Origin of the sequence: Planococcus lenghuensis (genome assembly GCF_001999905.1) — a bacterium.
Taxonomy (GTDB): Bacteria; Bacillota; Bacilli; order Bacillales_A; family Planococcaceae; genus Indiicoccus; species Indiicoccus lenghuensis.
Genome location: NZ_CP019641.1, coordinates 282,469 through 301,320 on the forward strand (window position 1 = coordinate 282,469; position 18,852 = coordinate 301,320).

Here is an 18,852-nt window from a genome sequence, read left to right on the forward strand (position 1 = left end):
ATTGATGACTTACAAGTAAGTGATAACGCCGGGTGCACCAAAGCGGAAAAGTAAAAAGAGACGCTCCGCTGATTGCAACCTTGTCGAAAAATTGTTATATTCGGTATGGAAACCACAGCAACACCTTGCATCATAAGAGGCCGATCGGTGCTAGACACACCAGTTGGTCAGTAACAAGATATATCGCCTCAGAGGCGATTGCATTTCATGAGAAGAAATCCGTTGCCTGTACTGAGAGTACAGGCAACGGATTTCTTTTTTTCGCCATTTTATTGTTTTAGGTCAGGCGTGTTGATTAACTAGTTTTTTCCATCAAAAAAGCAACAAAAAGAGAGATGCTTTCAGTAAAATGTAAGTTACCACACAAACATTTACGGAAAGAGGCATCTCTCATGAACAAGAATACCACGTTCCAAAAACTGATTCAAAATTTTCTTCCAGCGACTGAGCTGCAGGCCATTTTAACCGAATTCGATTATCAGGACAAAGCCCGGAAATGTACGGTGGGGACGGTGATCTCGTACTTGGCGGGCGCCGCTGCGAATGAATGGAAAAGCCTCCGTCACGCAGCGGATGTCGGGCCGGGCAGCGGACTTGTCGCTGTTGACCATTCGTCACTTTCCAAGCACCTGAAGGCGCTTGACTATGCCATCATGAAACGGATCCTTGATGTCATCATCGGCAAACTGAACCGGGCGGCGCGCCGCAGCCTGAACATGCCGAAAACACTTCTGTCCATTGATTCGACGACGATCACGGTCGGAAAGACCCGCCTGCCCTGGGCGCTCTATCATGGTGAACGCGCCGGCATCAAACTGCATGTCGGATTCTCCAATGAGACGGGCATGCCCCTCCGGGTCGTAGAGACGACCGGCCTCAAGCACGACGGACCGATCGGCAAAGAGTTGGAAGACAAACGGTTTATCCTGGTCGGTGACCGGGCATATTTCTCGATAGAGAAAGCGGACCTGTATGCAGGAAACAAGCAGGATTTTGTCTTCCGACTGAAAGACAATATTCAGCTGAACCGAAAAAAATCGCTGAAAGGCATACGCGACAAGGAATCGAACGTGACCGCAGATTTCACCTGTATCTTGGGAACTCCCCGGCACCAGACCCAGAAGCGGCACCGGGTGGTTCAGTTCACCGACTATGAAGGAAAAGTCATCAGCGTGGCGACATCGCTGCGGAATGTGACCGCGGAAGAAATCGCCGGCATGTACAAGGCGCGCTGGGCCATCGAAACCTTTTTCCGCTGGATCAAACAAAATCTAAATGTGCCTGTCCTGTTCGGCACCACAGAGAATGCCGTCTTCAATCAGTTATTCGCCGCACTGATCGCTTATGTCATCCTCAAGTGGCTCCATATTCAAGGCGGTCGGCAGCCGAACGCCAAATCGCTGTCCTTCGCCGGCTTTCAGCGCCTGCTTCTTTGTGATGCCCTGCCGATCGAGTGGCGGGTCGGGATAACGAAACAGTTTGAACCATCCTGGCTACTTCATAAATTGGAAACTGGATGATTTTGGGTAATCAACAGGCGTGGTTTTAGGTATCTTTTTCCACTAATCAGGAAATTAAAAATGAAGTTCCCTCTCAGGAACTTCATACTTCATTTACTTTGTTCGTGTTGGAGTTGACCAACTCGGCAACCAGCACATAACGTTTAGGAGCGTCACCAATGAAACCAAACGGATAACAAGTCGTCAGTGTCAGTGTGGCTTCATCTTTTTGGACGATTACCGTTTTATCCATGTCATCTACAATCCGAACAGTATGCACTTTATACGTAAACTCACCCGCTTCTGTCCGGACAATGAGGAGGTCACCCTCTCCTACCTTACCGAGTTCGCGGAAAACGGTACCGCGGTGTCCGGAAAGCACGGAGTTATTCCCCATCCCTGGGAGAACACTTTCTGCATAGTGTCCGACGCCTTTTGCCAGTTCATCCGGATCCGCACCATGGAATACTGGCATAGCTGCCTTTAGTTTCGGGATGATCAGTTCGCCAAATTCTTCTCCTTCTTCAGGGAAAGTGGAATAAAGAGGATCAAAATCTCGATCTGCCGCAACTTTCTGGGCAGGTAATTCACCCGTTTCCTCTCCTGCTGTGCTTACAAATTCCGAAGCCTCAATGTCCCGGTTGTCGACTGCATGATAACCTTGCGAAAAATTCAGGAGATTATATCCGCCAAAACCAACACCAAGCACCATCAGCGGGACAGATAAAGAGGAAAGAACCATACGTTTCCGCATGGCTCTTCCGGTTTTTCTGTGCCTACTCATTATTGTTCACCTTCACGTCTTCTTGATACGAAGAAAGCGGCAGCACCCAGAAGTGCAATCCCAGTACCAATCAGGGCGTTCTGAACGGCGTTTGTGGCTGTATCCGGCATTTCTTCGCCTTCCACTTCATTCACGACCGTGAAGTCGGCATCTTCAAGTGCCCATTCCAAATCGGCAACGAATACGAAATCGTCTTCCGTATAGCCATTATCTTCAAGGAATGTATTGAAGTCGTCTTCTGTCAGGTCATATTCATACAGTGTCGCTGACAGTGTTTCATCGTCAAGCAATGGGCCAACGGTGGCTTCAAGTTCCGCAAAATCAGTGAAGTCCGCGAGTTCCATGTCGTAATTATCCATCAAGTACGTGTTGAAGTCATCTTCGGTCCAGCCGAACGGTGTCAGGTACATCTCTTCCACTATCGCCATGTCGAGACCTTCTTCGATCACTTCACCGTCTTTGGTTGTTTCTTCTTCGACGACTTCTTCATCGGTGGCTTCTCCGTCCGTGCCGTTTTCATCGTCTTCCCCATTGATGTCGCTGTAGCCAGCGGCTACAAGTTCATCTTCAAGGTCTGCATAGAAGTTGATGGCGTCCGGATCTTCAATGCCGTTCAGGAATTCCTCCGTCTCCGCTGCATCCAGTCCATATTCGTCCATGAGGCCAACAACGCCTGCGTCATCAACGGTGCCATCTTCGACATCCGTGATCAGTTCATTGACATCAATGAACGGGCCGACGGTCGTTTCGAGCACATCGAAGCTTTCAAAGTCCGCGATGCCCATGTCGTATTCGTCCATCAGGTAGTCATCGAATTCTGCTGCTGTCCAGCCAAGCGGTGTCAGGTACGTGTCTTCGAGCAGTACCGGGTCGACTTCACCGTAGTCGAACGCGTCTTCTTCGCTCGTTGCCGCGACTTCTTCATCGTCCACGACTTCATCTTCCTCTTCACTTTCGACGACATCGTCATCGAAGACTTCCGCGTCGGCGACTTCATCGTCGATGGCGGTCTCTTCATCCACTACTGGCTCGTCTTCAATCGCTTCTTCTTCAGTAGTCACTTCCGTGAAACCTTCCTCTTCCAGGACGTTTTCCAGGTCACCGACGAAATGGATATTTTCCAGACCGTCATATTCCTGCAGAATCGTTGCCAGTTCATCGCCGGAGATGTTATAGCGTTCCATCGCTTCCACGATATTCATATCTTCCGAGTCACCTGTCATCCAGGCATTGATGTCAATCGGCTCCCCGAGTTCCTCGAACAGCTCATCGTTCGATCCATAAGCCGTCAGGTCGGTTCCAAAATTATCACCCAGGTACATGTTCCAGTCATCTTCGGTCCAGTCGGCTGTCGCCGGGTACGTTTCATCCAGGGCTTCAAGGTCTACTTCAGCACTTACAGCAAATGGAGCTGCTCCAAATGCCAGCGTCGTCGCCAAAGCTGTCGGTAGAATTTTGTTCGTTCGCTTACTCATTTTGTATTCAGCTCCTTTAGAATTATTTTCATAAGAATTATTTTCATAGATTTATTTTCACAATAAATCCATCTTCTTCACGAATTGTTGTTTTTTTGTTATAACTGTCACATTACTTGTATAGACGTTATGGAACATTGTTAAACATGGGATTATTAGTAGGTACATTGGCTTGTATAACAAATAGAAGCGTGTTATTTAGAAGCAGTAAACGCTTAACTTAGATAACTCTTACGCTCGTTTGGGGACGCTGCTTTTTGATAGTATCGGGGATAAGGAAACCAAAAACGGAAAGGGCATTGAAGGAGAGGACGGAAAGCTTTACGGAAGAATTGTTTTTTCAGTTATATAAGTTGAGTTAAAGAATTTACATTCTGACACACAACCGGTCAATTACTTCTTCCCGGCGCTGATCCACGTCCTTGAGGAAGGCTCGGACAGCGAGCGTGATTTTCTGAACCGTGCCAAAAAAGACATTATGGATGACGGCTTCCTTCAGCCATTTCCATACACCTTCCATCAGATTGAGCTGCGGACTGTAAGGCGGCAGGAAGACGAGTTCCAACCGATCACGGTTTTCTTCCAGGAAGGGCTGAATCAACTTGGCATGATGAATCCGGGCGTTATCCAGAATCATGACAAGTTTACCCGTTGGGTAAGCGGTCAGAAGCTTCTCGAGGAAGCGCAGGAAGGTTCCGGCATCATAGCGCTCTTCTTCTGTGCAGATAATCTCGCCGGTCTCATAATCCAACGTGCCAATCAGCTTGACGCCTTTGTGCTGGCCGAATGTCGGAATCATCCGCTGTTGTCCGCGCAGGAACCAGGTGGACCCGATCGCCTGATAGTCACGGATCATGGATTCATCCTCAAACAGCAGACGGTCGATTTTGCCATCCATCAGTTTTTTTTAAGATCGGGGAACGTCTTGTCCCGGAACTCCGCCTGCTTTTCAGGATCTGCTTTCTTCAGCGTATACGTCGGACGGGTGAAGCTGAGGCCGAGGGAGTCGAATAGCTGGGAGAGCCCTTTCGGCGAGTAGGTCTCTCCCCATTTTCGCTCGATCAGTTCGACTGCGAGGCCGAGTGTCCAATTGGCGCGTGCCGGAAACCCGACATCCGCCGGTGTCTGATGGGCGATGATGTCCTGCAGTTCCTGCCGCTGTTCAGCTGTCAGTTTGGGCGGTCTTCCGGTGGATGTGCCGCGTTGGAGGCCGGCGAGTCCACCTTTCTTGTAAGCGGCCATGTAACTCCCGACTGTATGTTCAGTGCGACCGATGATGGCAGCGGCCTCTTTCTGGGTCTTGCCTTCCAGGACAAGTCGGACTGCCTGATACCGCTCGAACATCCGGCGCTCCTGTTCACTGTTCATCACTGTCTGCAGTTCTTGAATTTCCGCTTCCCGGTTCATGGCCAATCCTTCCTTTCACGTGTTTTTTTTAGTGTACACGTAGAGGGAGGGAATGAAAATAATTTATCTCATCTTATATAGTACTTTAATTTAAATTTCGTCAAATTCAGGAAGAATTCACGCAGGAGTCGAGCGCCAGCACTCCAAAGAACCAAAAATATGGAATTAGAGAAAAGGGCATGTACAGTTATAGAAATTATCAAACCGTCAAAAAAACTGAAGCAATAAGACGCTCCAGCATTTGGGTCATCGAATAGAGTTCAATTCGAGTTCTTCGTTGATTTTCACTAGTAGTTCTTCAGGAGTGTCAGCTTCCACCACTTCTTCGTTAACTAAAGCATATAATGTACATGCACATAGTTCACAATGGGAGTTACAGCCGGTCTGAAGCAGTTCGATGTCGTCGCGTTCACTTAATTGCTCGTACACTTCTTCGCTGCCCTGCGAAAGATTTGTCATACAAAACTCCACTTGGTCCGCCAGAAACACTTCTTTTTTTCGAAAAAGGTTTTTTAACATTCTGTTCATCCTCCATCTATTTCACAGTGTAAGAGAAAGGAAGGAGTGGAACAAGTAAGGAACTTCAAGCTTTTGTGACGATATCGAGGCAGTCCTTATAAAACGGTTGAAGAAGATGCTCAAGGTATCCCAATTAGAGAATGTATATAAGTTGAGTTAAAGAATTTACAATCTGACGCACAGCCGGTCAATCACTTCTGCCCGGCGCTGATCCACGTCCTTGAGGAAAGTGCGGACAGCGAGTTTAATCTTCCGGGCACTGCCGAAAAAGACGTTGTGGATGACAGCTGCCTTCAGCCACTTCCACACGCCCTCCATCAGATTCAATTGCGGACTGTAGGGCGGCAGGAAGACGAGTTCCAAGCGGTTGCGGTGTTCGTCCAGGAATGGCTGAATCAGCTTGGCATGGTGGATCCGGGCGTTATCCAGAACCATGACGATTTTACCCGTTGGGTAGACAGTCAGAAGTTTCTGGAGGAAATGCAGGAACGTTTTGGCATCATACTGTTCTTCTTCGATACAGAAAATTTCACCGGTCTCGTAGTCCAGCGTGCCAATCAGCTTGACGCCCTTGTGCTGGCCGAATGTCGGAATGATCCGCTGTTTTCCACGCAAGAACCAGGTGCGGCCGCTGTCGTCATCGGCCTCTTTCCGGGTTTTGCCTTCAAGGACCAGCTTGACCGCCTGGAACCGTTCAAACATCCGGCGTTCCTTTTCCGTGTTCATAGCTGTCTGCAGTTCCTGGATTTCCGCTTTCCGGTTCATGGCGGACCATTCCTTTCAGGCGTTTTTTTCAGTATACAATGCAGATCACTAGTGTTGCATTAATTTATCCGGAACATTAGAAATTCATCAAACCTTCGAAAATCGGTCAAATCCAAAAGAAAAAGTCCTTCATAATGGAAAGCACAGGTAGTTCCTGTCCAAATCCACTAAAAAGGACTCACGCATGGACAAGAATACTAAAAAAACCGCATTTGGTAAATGGGTTTCCCCCATAAATTTTGAGAAATTCAACGAAATTGTGAAGGATCATCGACAGGATCGCTATACAAAAAAACTGACGACGCAGGCGTATCCGCTTTTGATGTTGCACGCCCAATTGATGAAAGCGGATAGCCTTCATGCGCTGGAAGCTGCTTTGGCCAATACCGACCTCCAGCGGGCTGCCGGCGTTAAATCCATCAGTGTTTCCCAGCTGTCGAGAAAAAACAACAATCTGGACCCTGTGATTCTTTCGAATCTCTTCCTGCAGCTTGTGAGCCTGATCAACGGAAAGAAGACGCCATCCCCCAACGGGATGTCATCGACTCTTCCACGCTTCCCCTAAACGTCAACCACTTTAAATGGGCGAAGTTCCGGAAGACCAAATCGGGCGTCAAATTACATCTGCGCCTGGTATTCGACGAGCAGGGTGCTCATTATCCCGACAAGGAAATCATCACGAACGCCAAGGAATCCGACCGCAGCCAGCTGGAAGTGCTCGTTGACGACAAGGAAGCCATGTATGTCTTCGACCGGGGCTATATGGATTACGGCCGCTTTGACGCGTTCACAGACGCCGGCCTCTTTTTTGTCAGTCGGCTAAAGAGAAATTCCGTCGTACGTCCAGTAGAAAGATTTGCACTTGCGTTTGTTGTGATACCATTTCAGATACGATGGCCTTTATCGGAAACGCGACAAATTGTACGGAAAACGTCTTTCGGATTGTGGTCATACCGGATGGCAAAGGCGGGGAATTGCGCCTTGTCACCAACCGTTTCGACTTATCTCCAGCGGAAATCAGTGACATCTATCGGTCACGGTGGGCCATCGAATTGTTCTTCAAATGGCTCAAGCAGCACGTGAAGATCAAGCATTTTTACGGACAAAGCGAAAATGCCGTAAAAAACCAGATCTACCTGGCCTTGATCGCCTACTGCCTAAACGTGTTGATCCAATTGGAGACAGAAAGCAAAAAGTCGGTTCTGCTCATCACGCGCCTGTTAACGGCGAAGATCTGGAAGAACGCCAGAGATTGGATTCGCCGGATTGAAGGAACATCGGTTCCGTAAAACGAATGGCCGGTTCCCGTTTCTCTTGGTTATTTGCATAAAATTACCAAATGGATAGTGCTACCTTTATTCAGGCATTTTCTTTTTTGGCGAAAATGATTCAAAATATTTCGATCGATTGTTCTTCTGCTTTTATGCAACACTAGTGAATGCAGATGAAAAAATGAAAAATGTTTATCTCAACTTATATACTCATGCGAGGTTCATTTCAAGAACAGGCATCAAGAGTCGACAATTAATTCGTTCTGGGTGCAACCGATACCTGCTTATGTTCCACGGCTTCCCGGCAACATCTGGTCGAGCATTTGTTCGTCCCCCTCATTGAGTCGTTCAACAAGAGATCAAGAAATACAGCCGGCGCAAGGAGCAGTTTCAGAACACGGGTTCTCTGGACTGCTTCCTGTTGTCCTAGTTTAACGCTGATAATCGGATGTAGGTCGCGAGCTGCCTCTGCGGCTTTCATTCCGCGTGCGCTGAATTGGCAGCCATGTTCAAGTAGACAGAGCCGTCGACAGCTTAATGAATTCCGTACTTGAAATTGGCTGGAATTGCTCTTTAGTTTAAGAAGCTAATCAGTTTCTACTTAGCATGGCCAGAGATCAGGGCTTCCCTGTTTGTTTCTGCTATTTCTTTTGTTCTGGACGCAACGGCTTGCTCAATGACTTCATGGGTAATATAGCTTTATTTAAAAGAGGGATTGCAATTTTTCCTTCAATGAAAGGCTTCGTTAGAAAAACAATTTGGTTGGAACTGACAAGGAATACAATGACCACCCAAATAACAGGAATGGCAAAAAGCGTCCAAGCGTTCAACTCATGAGAAAATAGGCCCAATGCATAAAAAATCTTCATAACGAATAGATGAAGGATATAAATATAAGCAGTGCGTCTTCCTAGATGCGTAAAAAAGGTCTGATTCTTGGGCATCCAGGGCAAAAAAGAAAGTATTCCTAAGAACATAATGACATAAAAGACCAGTCGGACAACCGCCCCTTCCATAGCAGAATCACCGATTTCTATATAGGAATACTTAGCCAGAAGGGCATTACGTGCATCATAGAAAGGAAAAGAGAAGAGAAGAAGCCAGCTGCCTGCCATACTAAGCAGAGCCACGATTTTAGCTCGTCTTCTCTTGAGCCACTCGAAGTTTTCCGGCGTCGAATAGTGGCCCATCAAAAATAGCGGGAAGAACACAAAGGTTCTAGAAATGCTTAAAAAGTGCCCTGCTTGTTCAATCCACCCAATTCCTATCGCAATTACGAAGGAGACCAGGATAGGGCGCTTTAACTTGGTAAAGAAAAAAAGCAAAACATTCCAAGTAAACAAGCTTAGCAGAAACCACATTCCATAACTTGGAGACAACAAGTCCACGACTAGCGTTCCTGAGCCAATCGCATCCATCCCTGAATAGAAGGTTTGGAATAGTAGATAGGGAATTAAAATGGTGAGAAAGGCCTGTCTTTTAAATCTGTTTTTGTCCTGATAAAACCGCTTCGTAAAATAACCAGTAAGCAAAATAAGGGCAGGCATGCGAAAAGAAGCAAGAAAGTTATTTGCAAAAAAGATCAGGTCGTTTTGGTCACGGAAAGGACTGATTAGGTGGCCAAGCACTACCAGGGCAACAAGAATGAAGCGTGCGTTATCAAAAAACGGATCCCTTCTTCTCTCGGTGATCGGTTGGCTTTGCATCAAAGGATACACCTCTTTTCACGCCTGTTGATTACCCAAAATCATCCAGTTTCCAATTTATGAAGTAGCCAGGATGGTTCAAACTGTTTCGTTATCCCGACCCGCCACTCGATCGGCAGGGCATCACAAAGAAGCAGGCGCTGAAAGCCGGCGAAGGACAGCGATTTGGCGTTCGGCTGCCGACCGCCTCGAATATGGAGCCACTTGAGGATGACATAGGCGATCAGTGCGGCGAATAACTGAGTGAAGACGGCATTCTCTGTGGCGCCGAACAGGACAGGCACATTTAGATTTTGTTTGATCCAGCGGAAAAAGGTTTCGATGGCCCAGCGCGCCTTGTACATGCCGGCGATCTCTTCCGCGGTCACATTCCGCAGCGATGTCGCCACGCTGATGACTTTTCCTTCATAGTCGGTGAACTGAACCACCCGGTGCCGCTTCTGGGTCTGGTGCCGGGGAGTTCCCAAGATACAGGTGAAATCTGCGGTCACGTTCGATTCCTTGTCGCGTATGCCTTTCAGCGATTTTTTTCGGTTCAGCTGAATATTGTCTTTCAGCCGGAAGACAAAATCCTGCTTGTTTCCTGCATACAGGTCCGCTTTCTCTATCGAGAAATATGCCCGGTCACCGACCAGGATAAACCGTTTGTCTTCCAACTCTTTGCCGATCGGTCCGTCGTGCTTGAGGCCGGTCGTCTCTACGACCCGGAGGGGCATGCCCGTCTCATTGGAGAATCCGACATGCAGTTTGATGCCGGCGCGTTCACCGTGATAGAGCGCCCAGGGCAGGCGGGTCTTTCCGACCGTGATCGTCGTCGAGTCAATGGACAGAAGTGTTTTCGGCATGTTCAGGCTGCGGCGCGCCGCCCGGTTCAGTTTGCCGATGATGACATCAAGGATCCGTTTCATGATGGCATAGTCAAGCGCCTTCAGGTGCTTGGAAAGTGACGAATGGTCAACAGCGACAAGTCCGCTGCCCGGCCCGACATCCGCTGCTTGACGGAGGCTTTTCCATTCATTCGCAGCGGCGCCCGCCAAGTACGAGATCACCGTCCCCACCGTGCATTTCCGGGCTGTGTCCTGATAATCGAATTCGGTTAAAATGGCCTGCAGCTCAGTCGCTGGAAGAAAATTTTGAATCAGTTTTTGGAACATGGTATTCTTGTTCATGAGAGATGCCTCTTTCCGTAAATGTTTGTGTGGTAACTTACATTTTACTGAAAGCATCTCTCTTTTTGTTGCTTTTTTGATGGAAAAAACTAGTTAATCAACACGTCTGACCTCTTTTCTTTCTTGAACGATAAATAAGCCAGCTGTTCATTGTTTCGTTTACTTGGTAGATGAGAGAATGTTCGCTGCTCAGTTTCATCTTGGCAGTTTCGAGCATTCCATTTTTTGGCCGAAGGAAAAGAAAAAGGGGTCGCCAACTTTACTTAGAAATAGGAATTCCTGCCTCGCTTGCCATACCTAGTGTGAGATTCCATTCCTGTTAGTTATCTCGTTTCGCTTTTCATACCCATAGAAGGTTTGGATGATTTGAGGTGAAGATGATCCTGTTATCCAGTGTAAACAGTCTCTCTGTCTCTGTTTTCTGATCGACTGTCCAAACCAGAATTTCCGTCCCATTGTTATTCAGGCTTTCAATAAGTTCCTGATCCACGTATTGATAGTGTCTGGAGACCGCTGAAGCCTTGATTTCATTTACTTGATTGACTAATAGCAGGGGCGAACCCAACAGGACAAGAGTACGCTTGATGTTCGGATGGAGTTTCATGCACATTTGAAGACTTTTGTGATCAAACGAAATCAAATAGCAGTGATCTTCGGCTCCATATTTTTTAATGAGATGGATTACTTGCTCCTCCAATCCTTTATAGAGGCCGGCTGTTTGTTTTAATTCGATAAATAGTTTTTTCTTGCGGTTAATTAACTTCAGTACTTCTTCCAGAGTGGGAATCGTTTCCTGGGCGAAAGAAGGGCTGAACCAACTGCCCGCATCCAGTGCTTTTAGTTCGTCTATTCTTAGGTCTTTTATATAACCGGTTCCGTTTGTTGTTCGGTCGACCGTATGGTCATGAATCACCACAGGGACACCGTCCTTTGTAAGATGCACATCAATTTCAATGCTGTCGATTTTAGGTTCTTCGAGCGCCAGCTTGATTGCACTTAATGTATTTTCAGGTGCTTTCCCTGACCAGCCCCTATGAGCAATCACTTTTTCCATATCAACCGCCTCCTTTTTATTTCACGCCTGTATAAACAAAAGCTCGAATAATATGACGCTGGGCAAAGAAGAAAATAACGAGAATCGGTAAAACGAGTAGCAAGTTGCCTGCCATTACAATATTCCAAGCTGCACCACTTTCAACCTGGCGAAGCATCGCAATGCCAAGCGGTAAGGTACGGGCATTTTCAGTGGTCGTCATGACCAGCGGCCAGAAATAATCATTCCAGTGGAAGATGAAGCTAAATAGCGCGATTGTAATCAACACGGGCTTGGCAAGCGGCAACATGATCTTTACAATAATCTGCCATTCCGTGGCATCGTCTAAACGGGCAGCTTCCAGCAACTCTTCCGGGACTTGCATAAATGATTGTCGCAACAGGAAAATCCCGAATGCACTTGTCGCAAAAGGAAGAATCAGCCCCCAAATCGTATCGAGGAGCCCCCAGGCACTCAAACTTAGGTATACCGGCAGAAAAATGAGCTGGCTGGGAATCATCAGACAAATCATTGTAAGAGCGAAGAAAAAGTTCCGCAAAGGAAAACGGTAGCGAGCAAACGCATAAGCTGCCGGAATGATGGTCGCAAACTGTAAAATCAAGATGAACAAGCAGGCGTGTTGATTAACTAGTTTTTTCCATCAAAAAAGCAACAAAAAGAGAGATGCTTTCAGTAAAATGTAAGTTACCACACAAACATTTACGGAAAGAGGCATCTCTCATGAACAAGAATACCACGTTCCAAAAACTGATTCAAAATTTTCTTCCAGCGACTGAGCTGCAGGCCATTTTAACCGAATTCGATTATCAGGACACAGCCCGGAAATGCACGGTGGGGACGGTGATCTCGTACTTGGCGGGCGCCGCTGCGAATGAATGGAAAAGCCTCCGTCACGCAGCGGATGTCGGGCCGGGCAGCGGACTTGTCGCTGTTGACCATTCGTCACTTTCCAAGCACCTAAAGGCGCTTGACTATGCCATCATGAAACGGATCCTTGATGTCATCATCGGCAAACTGAACCGGGCGGCGCGCCGCAGCCTAAACATGCCGAAAATACTTCTGTCCATTGATTCAACGACGATCACGGTCGGAAAGACCCGCCTGCCCTGGGCGCTCTATCATGGTGAACGCGCCGGCATCAAACTGCATGTCGGATTCTCCAATGAGACGGGCATGCCCCTCCGGGTCGTAGAGACGACCGGCCTCAAGCACGACGGACCGATCGGCAAAGAGTTGGAAGACAAACGGTTTATCCTGGTCGGTGACCGGGCATATTTCTCGATAGAGAAAGCGGACCTGTATGCAGGAAACAAGCAGGATTTTGTCTTCCGACTGAAAGACAATATTCAGCTGAACCGAAAAAAATCGCTGAAAGGCATACGCGACAAGGAATCGAACGTGACCGCAGATTTCACCTGTATCTTGGGAACTCCCCAGCACCAGACCCAGAAGCGGCACCGGGTGGTTCAGTTCACCGACTATGAAGGAAAAGTCATCAGCGTGGCGACATCGCTGCGGAATGTGACCGCGGAAGAGATCGCCGGCATGTACAAGTCGCGCTGGGCCATCGAAACCTTTTTCCGCTGGATCAAACAAAATCTAAATGTGCCTGTCCTGTTCGGCACCACAGAGAATGCCGTCTTCAATCAGTTATTCGCCGCACTGATCGCTTATGTCATCCTCAAGTGGCTCCATATTCAAGGCGGTCGGCAGCCGAACGCCAAATCGCTGTCCTTCGCCGGCTTTCAGCGCCTGCTTCTTTGTGATGCCCTGCCGATCGAGTGGCGGGTCGGGATAACGAAACAGTTTGAACCATCCTGGCTACTTCATAAATTGGAAACTGGATGATTTTGGGTAATCAACAGGCGTGATGAACAAGGTGACTATAATGCTATTGGATAGGTATTTAAGAAAAGGGCCGGAATTCCAGGCCTGCGCAAAGTTCTCCCACAGCAGCGTTTCAGGAATCCATACCGGCGGAAAAGTCAGTGTTTCACCGAGCGATTTAAAAGCGGTGCTGGCCATCCAGACAAAAGGCATGGCAAAAATGATGAATAAGAGGACAAGACCAAACCCATTTATAACTCGGGTAATGGGTGAAGCTTTCATCTGTTTTCCCTCGCTTTCCTATCGGTAATGTACACGCTTGCTCAGCACTTGAAAGTAAACGGCTGTAAGTATTGCAAGAACAACCAGCAATACAACGCCCGCTGCGGAAGCATAGCCGATTTTGAAGAATCGGAAACCGTACTCATAAATGTAATAGACAAAGGTATTGGTTGAGTTAATCGGACCTCCGGATGTCATCAAATTAATCGTTTCGAATACCTGAAATGAATTGATGACCCCGATAATAGTCAGGAAGAACAACGTTGGAGACAGCATCGGTACTGTGATTCGCCAAAATCTTCTCCATGGTGGTGTTTGGTCGAGCTCGGCTGCCTCGTATAAATCTCTTGGAACGCTCTGCAGACCCGCAATGAATACTAAAGTGTTAAATCCGAGTCCTTTCCAGACGGCAACCAGTATTAACGCCGCCAGCGCGTAATCCGGGCTTGTCAGCCAAGGGACCGCCTCAATGCCGAATAAACTCAGCAACCAGTTCAGCAAGCCGTAATCCGTATCCATGATCCACATCCATAACATCGAAATAGAGACTAGGGAAATGATATGTGGGCTAAAAATCGAAGCTTGCATGAAAGAATAGATGGCTCCACTCCGATTTAGCCATAGCGCAACAAGCAGTGAAAGGCCAATTGTCAGAAACACCACGAAAAAAGTGTAGATAAAAGAGTTTCTAACCACTTCCCGAAATTCAGTATCTGTTGCAAGATACGTGAAGTTTGCCGTCCCGACAAATTCTTTTGTTGGACTGATGAAATTCCAATCATGGAAACTTAAAAAAATCATATAACCAATCGGATAAAGGAAAAATAAGGAGAAAATAACGATTGCAGGAGAAATCATAGCGTAGGGTCGCAATTTCTCCCATGACCACATCCGTTGCTTCCCTGCTGTTCGTTTTTCTGTATCCAGCGCCACTTTAACCAATGCCATTAAGTGCCGCCTCCTTTGTCCTCGATATCTCCATAGCCATCACCGCAGTTCCTCGTCCATCGAAAAAATATAACTTTTCTAACCGAATGGAGATAAAACACCGGTTTTGGTTGAGCAACGGCGCATCGAAGCTTCTCACATTCATGGTGCCGATGTCATTCTTCACCTTGTATATGGTTTCCGCCCCCAAGGGTTCCACAGTTAAAATTTCGCTCTCAAGTACGATGGTGTGCGGTAATGAATCAGCTGTCACTGAAATGCCGGCGTGTTCAGGTCGGAAGCCAATAAAGCGCACGTCGTCAGAAACCGCTCCAAGCATTTCATCAAATGCCGATTGTTTAAAAACGTTCATAGGCGGCTGCCCGATGAATTCCGCCGCAAACGTATTACGGGGATTGCCGTACACATTGCTCGGTGTATCTTTCTGTTGCACGACGCCTTGGTTTAGGATGATGATTTCATCCCCCATGGACATGGCCTCGACTTGATCGTGCGTTACATAGACAAATGTAGTGCCCAGTTTTTTATGCAGCTCTATCAATTCTGTCCGCATCTGGGTGCGTAACTTCGCGTCGAGATTAGACAAGGGTTCATCGAAAATAAAGACCTTCGGTTTTTTGACCATCGCCCGGGCCAATGCTACACGCTGTCTTTGCCCGCCGGATAATTTATCCGGTTTTTTATTCAAATGATCAGTCAATCCGACAATTGCAGCAATCTCCTCGACTATCCGCTGCCTTTCTTTTTTTGGTACTTTGCGGTTCATCAATCCAAATTCAATATTTCCTTTTACGGTCATCGTTGGATATAGGGCATAATTCTGGAACACCATGGCAATATCGCGTTTGCTTGGCGGAATGTCATTAACCATCTTATCGCCGATCCATACATTGCCAGAGGTCTGTTGTTCCAAGCCGGCAAGCATTCGCAGTATGGTTGATTTCCCGCACCCCGATGGACCGACCAAAACAGCAAATGCGCCATCTTGGATGGTCAATGAAACATCATCAACGACAAGATTTTCACCAAAGACTTTTGAGATGTTTTCGAGCCTGATTTCAGCCATAGCCCTCTTCCTTTCTGTTTTGAATCTCTGATTCATTCATTTTTTTGATTAAACTCACCAACCCGTCAACGGATTTTACCGAAGCAGACCACGCGGTCGTGTCCTCATGCGCATATTGACTGATTAGGCAAGTATGCCCGCCTGCTCTATGGACTGGATACAAATCATTCCGGGGATGATCCCCGATGGATAATATTTCGTGAGGCTGATACCCTTGTTCTGTTAACTTTTCCAGCAGCATTTCAATGCCCCTCGGCTTTTTTCCATTGTAGAAAAACTCATCAAAGGTGTCGTTGATCTCCAGAAAGTCAACGAATTCTTGACCGGTCGGTAACGGTGAATTCGTCATCAAAATGAGATGCTTATTTTCCAGCTTCTGGATTTCTTCAAATAAATCCGTTCGCTTACTGATGCAATATGCTTCTGTTAACATTTCTGCCCGCACATCATAAAATGCCTTCACCCCGACAGATGGTGGAATTTCCTTTTTTTTCGCTACAAGATGGGCGATTCCCCAAGGGTCTCCAATATAGACCAATCGGGATTTTTCATTCACTTGCATTGCGGTTTCCAATCCTTCCCAGTTGAAGGAAGATACAGGCTTCAGATTTTGCTGACTATAAAATAGCAGGCTCTCTGAATCGTAGAGGAACCCCAACTTAATCGCTTTTTTGCCTTCCAAGACGTCATATGCCCATCTAATAGTTTCTGCAATCTCTATATTGGAATATCTGTCGGTCATCATCTTAGAAATGTAGCGTTCTAAGAAGGAATAATCCTGATAGAGCGTTCCGTCCAAATCGAAGATCACTACATTAATCTCTTTTAGCCACTGCATTGAACTGCCTCCTTTAACAAAAGGAAGTACCTTCCGAGGCCCTCCCTTTTATCATAATATTTTTTTATTTGATTATTGTATTTGCTTTTTCGGCGGCCACATTCAACAGATCTTCAGTAGTCAAAGTTTCATCCAGGATTCCCCGCGTCATTTCATCCGCGAGAATTTTCACCACTTCTGGATATCCCTCGACCATCGGGCGACCTGTTGCATTTTTCAGCTGGTCGACAGCCACTTTAAACTGCGGTTTCTCTTCGTACAATGCCTGCATCGCTTCAGAATTCATCGCTGATTTTCGAACCGGCAGATATCCCGTATACTCGGATGCATATACTGTCTGTTCCTTGGCCATCATAAACTTGATGAATTCCCATGCTGCCTGTTGATGCTCTTCATCCAAACCACTTGTCATGACCAGGTTTGCGCCACCGGTTGGCACTTTTGCTTCTTCTCCTTTTGGAAGGAAGTAGGTATTCAACTCAAATCCTTTTTCCTCTGCAATGTCCATCAGATATGACAAGTTCCCTGTTGAAGCGAACAACATTCCCGCGTGTCCGTTGACAAAATCCTGAATTGATTTATCACCCGCCTCATCGCCTGTTGGGACTGTCAAAGTCCCTGCTTTTGCCATGTTTCTCCATAAATCATAGGCTGCTGCGCCTTCTTCGCTATTAAAAGCGACTTCCGTTCCCTCTTCATTTAGCATAGAGCCACCCGCTTGTGCAATGAAGGCTTCATAAAACCAAAGGTTTACGGGCATCGATATCCCTACTCTGCCTTCATCATTTGTAAAAGCTTCCGCATACGCTTTAAACTCTTCCCATGTCTCCGGACCAGCCGGGTCCAATCCAACTTCTTCTGCCATTGTTGCGTTCATGTACAAAAGCGGTGTGCTTCTTAAATAAGGTAATGCGTATATCTCTCCATCGACATATGAATTCTCCATCAATCCCGAAACAAAATCTTCTACATCAAATGCTGAATCATTTTCAATGAATGGCGTTAAGGATTCAATCATTCCATTTTTTGCGAAAATCTGAACTGACGCAATTTCATTTTGGGTTACTTCCGGTGCATTGCCGGCAGCAAAGGCAGCTTGGGTTTTGGAATGCACGTCATCGTAGGTTCCTTGGAATTCCGCTGTTACATGAATTTCATCCTGCGATTCGTTGAACCGCTGGACCAAGTTCTCGTTGTTTTCTCCGATTTTATCGCCCCATGCATACCAGTATGTCAGTTCTACTTTGTCAGTCGCCGCTTCCACGGCATTTTCTTTTAATCTTTCTGTTTCCGCCGCACCTTCACTTACTCCTCCACCGCACGCTGCTAAATCCATCATCATTACCAGCCCTGTGGACGATAACCATAATTTTTTCATTTCTCTTCCTCCCTTATTTGAAAATGAGATACATCTTTGTCTGCAACAGAAAAAGACCTCAAATAAACCTGCGGCAAGCGCGAAGTTATTTGAGGTCTCTCTGTGTGCACCCAATAATCTATCTACTTTTCACTTTCGAGTATACGAACCGATTGTTAAGCCAGTATGAATTGGACGTTAAGAATGGCTTTACAACTCAAAAACCTGATAAATCTTTAGTCCAGAGTTTTTCGTTGGATGTGCTGATGGCAATTGCTCCCGAATTAAGGGCCGACTCGGCCTGTTCCACAGTTGACAACAAACCGCCGGTAATAATCGGGGTTGTCATGCGGGTGGAGTAGGCTGCCACAACACTATGCAACGTCGATGGCATAATTTCAATGATATCCGGATTCAGTCCGCTCTTATTTTCCAATACATTATCGTAAACTTCGGAATCGATCATAAAAACCCGTTGTACGACGCATAAGTTTCGTTCTTTGGCTTTTTTAATGACTGTTGCTTTTGTTGTCACAATGCCAAATGGTTTGACGAAATCTGATATGAAATCCAATCCCTCATTATTTAAGAGAAGACCCCCAATTTTCTCCGCGTGGATGAAAACCGGAACATCAGACTCTTGAAAAACGTCGACATATCTTTTGATAGTCGTAATAGAACCAGTCAGCAAAAAAATCGCACTGATTCTCTCTTTATTCGCTAAGGCATCTTCAATTCCCTTGGGTGTTTTCACCGCTGCAATCTTCTTGTGCAGGTGCAAGCGTCGAATCAGTTCTGCTTTATTCCATTTCATCTTCATGTGAAGCACCTCCCGAATTCAATGGCTTACGCTCTCAGTATAAGCTCTAGGTCATTTGGCTGGAG

The 18,852-nt window shown here is 46.7% G+C and carries 16 protein-coding genes and 3 pseudogenes; 4 read left to right on the forward strand and 15 right to left on the reverse strand.

What is annotated here, in order from left to right:
• Nucleotides 1–392 precede the first annotated feature (392 nt).
• On the forward strand, nt 393–1,520 hold the full coding sequence (locus B0X71_RS19990; RefSeq protein ID WP_077591312.1) for an IS4 family transposase: 1,128 nt from the start codon (nt 393–395) through the stop codon (nt 1,518–1,520).
• Nucleotides 1,521–1,602: 82 nt separating this feature from the next.
• Here the strand turns inward: B0X71_RS19990 and B0X71_RS19995 are convergent, their stop codons facing one another.
• From B0X71_RS19995 to B0X71_RS20015, 5 genes are all read right to left on the reverse strand, one after another.
• Nucleotides 1,603–2,283: a class D sortase gene (locus tag B0X71_RS19995; protein WP_232336874.1), complete on the reverse strand. Its 681-nt coding sequence runs from the start codon at nt 2,281–2,283 to the stop codon at nt 1,603–1,605.
• Complete coding sequence (locus tag B0X71_RS20000; RefSeq protein WP_077591314.1) at nt 2,283–3,758, reverse strand: processed acidic surface protein; 1,476 nt, start codon at nt 3,756–3,758, stop codon at nt 2,283–2,285. Before B0X71_RS20000 ends, B0X71_RS19995 begins: the two co-directional genes overlap by 1 nt.
• Before the next feature lie 367 nt (nt 3,759–4,125).
• A protein-coding gene (locus B0X71_RS20005; protein WP_156890005.1) for an IS630 family transposase occupies nt 4,126–5,171 on the reverse strand; the annotation gives its coding sequence in 2 pieces (ribosomal slippage) (nt 4,126–4,665 and nt 4,668–5,171; 1,044 coding nt in all).
• 240 nt (nt 5,172–5,411) lie between these two features.
• Nucleotides 5,412–5,693 carry a DUF1450 domain-containing protein gene (locus B0X71_RS20010; RefSeq protein ID WP_332309482.1) on the reverse strand — a complete coding sequence of 94 codons (282 nt, stop codon included), beginning with the start codon at nt 5,691–5,693 and terminating at the stop codon, nt 5,412–5,414.
• 156 nt (nt 5,694–5,849) lie between these two features.
• Nucleotides 5,850–6,410 (reverse strand): IS630 family transposase, encoded by a 561-nt coding sequence (locus B0X71_RS20015; RefSeq protein WP_269750128.1) that lies wholly within the window; start codon nt 6,408–6,410, stop codon nt 5,850–5,852.
• A 223-nt stretch (nt 6,411–6,633) separates the two neighbouring features.
• On the opposite strand from B0X71_RS20015, the pseudogene B0X71_RS21705 reads away from it, so the two are divergent.
• Both B0X71_RS21705 and B0X71_RS21835 read left to right on the forward strand, forming a co-directional pair.
• A pseudogene (locus tag B0X71_RS21705) lies at nt 6,634–7,738 on the forward strand (IS4 family transposase).
• Between the two features lie 253 nt (nt 7,739–7,991).
• Nucleotides 7,992–8,147: pseudogene (locus B0X71_RS21835) on the forward strand (transposase); the annotation flags it as partial.
• 214 nt (nt 8,148–8,361) lie between these two features.
• Here the strand turns inward: B0X71_RS21835 and B0X71_RS20025 are convergent.
• The 4 genes and pseudogenes from B0X71_RS20025 to B0X71_RS20040 form a co-directional block, all read right to left on the reverse strand.
• A complete protein-coding gene (locus tag B0X71_RS20025) occupies nt 8,362–9,426 on the reverse strand; it encodes an acyltransferase family protein (RefSeq protein WP_077591315.1) in 1,065 nt (354 codons plus the stop codon).
• Between the two features lie 41 nt (nt 9,427–9,467).
• Nucleotides 9,468–10,595, reverse strand: a complete 1,128-nt coding sequence (locus B0X71_RS20030) for an IS4 family transposase (protein WP_077591316.1) — start codon at nt 10,593–10,595, stop codon at nt 9,468–9,470.
• Between the two features lie 340 nt (nt 10,596–10,935).
• Nucleotides 10,936–11,649, reverse strand: a complete 714-nt coding sequence (locus tag B0X71_RS20035) for a glycerophosphodiester phosphodiesterase (protein ID WP_077591317.1) — start codon at nt 11,647–11,649, stop codon at nt 10,936–10,938.
• Nucleotides 11,650–11,665: 16 nt separating this feature from the next.
• Nucleotides 11,666–12,253, reverse strand: a pseudogene (locus tag B0X71_RS20040) (carbohydrate ABC transporter permease); the annotation flags it as partial.
• 116 nt (nt 12,254–12,369) lie between these two features.
• Between B0X71_RS20040 and B0X71_RS20045 the strand changes: the two are divergent.
• Entirely contained in the window at nt 12,370–13,497 is a 1,128-nt protein-coding gene (locus B0X71_RS20045; protein WP_077591319.1) for an IS4 family transposase, read from the forward strand.
• Here the strand turns inward: B0X71_RS20045 and B0X71_RS20050 are convergent.
• The 6 genes from B0X71_RS20050 to B0X71_RS20075 all read right to left on the reverse strand — a co-directional run bounded on the left by B0X71_RS20050 (nt 13,471) and on the right by B0X71_RS20075 (nt 18,787).
• A complete protein-coding gene (locus B0X71_RS20050; RefSeq protein ID WP_077591320.1) occupies nt 13,471–13,758 on the reverse strand; it encodes an ABC transporter permease family protein in 288 nt (95 codons plus the stop codon). The two genes, B0X71_RS20045 and B0X71_RS20050, sit on opposite strands and share 27 nt — an antisense overlap.
• An 18-nt stretch (nt 13,759–13,776) precedes the next feature.
• On the reverse strand, nt 13,777–14,700 hold the full coding sequence (locus B0X71_RS20055; RefSeq protein WP_077591362.1) for a carbohydrate ABC transporter permease: 924 nt from the start codon (nt 14,698–14,700) through the stop codon (nt 13,777–13,779).
• Nucleotides 14,693–15,772: an ABC transporter ATP-binding protein gene (locus B0X71_RS20060; protein WP_077591321.1), complete on the reverse strand. Its 1,080-nt coding sequence runs from the start codon at nt 15,770–15,772 to the stop codon at nt 14,693–14,695. The genes B0X71_RS20055 and B0X71_RS20060 overlap by 8 nt, the downstream gene beginning before the upstream one ends.
• Nucleotides 15,765–16,610, reverse strand: coding sequence for an HAD family hydrolase (locus tag B0X71_RS20065; protein WP_077591322.1), 846 nt, complete (start codon nt 16,608–16,610; stop codon nt 15,765–15,767). Before B0X71_RS20065 ends, B0X71_RS20060 begins: the two co-directional genes overlap by 8 nt.
• Before the next feature lie 64 nt (nt 16,611–16,674).
• Entirely contained in the window at nt 16,675–17,988 is a 1,314-nt protein-coding gene (locus B0X71_RS20070) for an ABC transporter substrate-binding protein (RefSeq protein WP_077591323.1), read from the reverse strand.
• A 196-nt stretch (nt 17,989–18,184) separates the two neighbouring features.
• Entirely contained in the window at nt 18,185–18,787 is a 603-nt protein-coding gene (locus B0X71_RS20075; RefSeq protein WP_077591324.1) for a glycerol-3-phosphate responsive antiterminator, read from the reverse strand.
• Between the last annotated feature and the right edge of the window lie 65 nt (nt 18,788–18,852).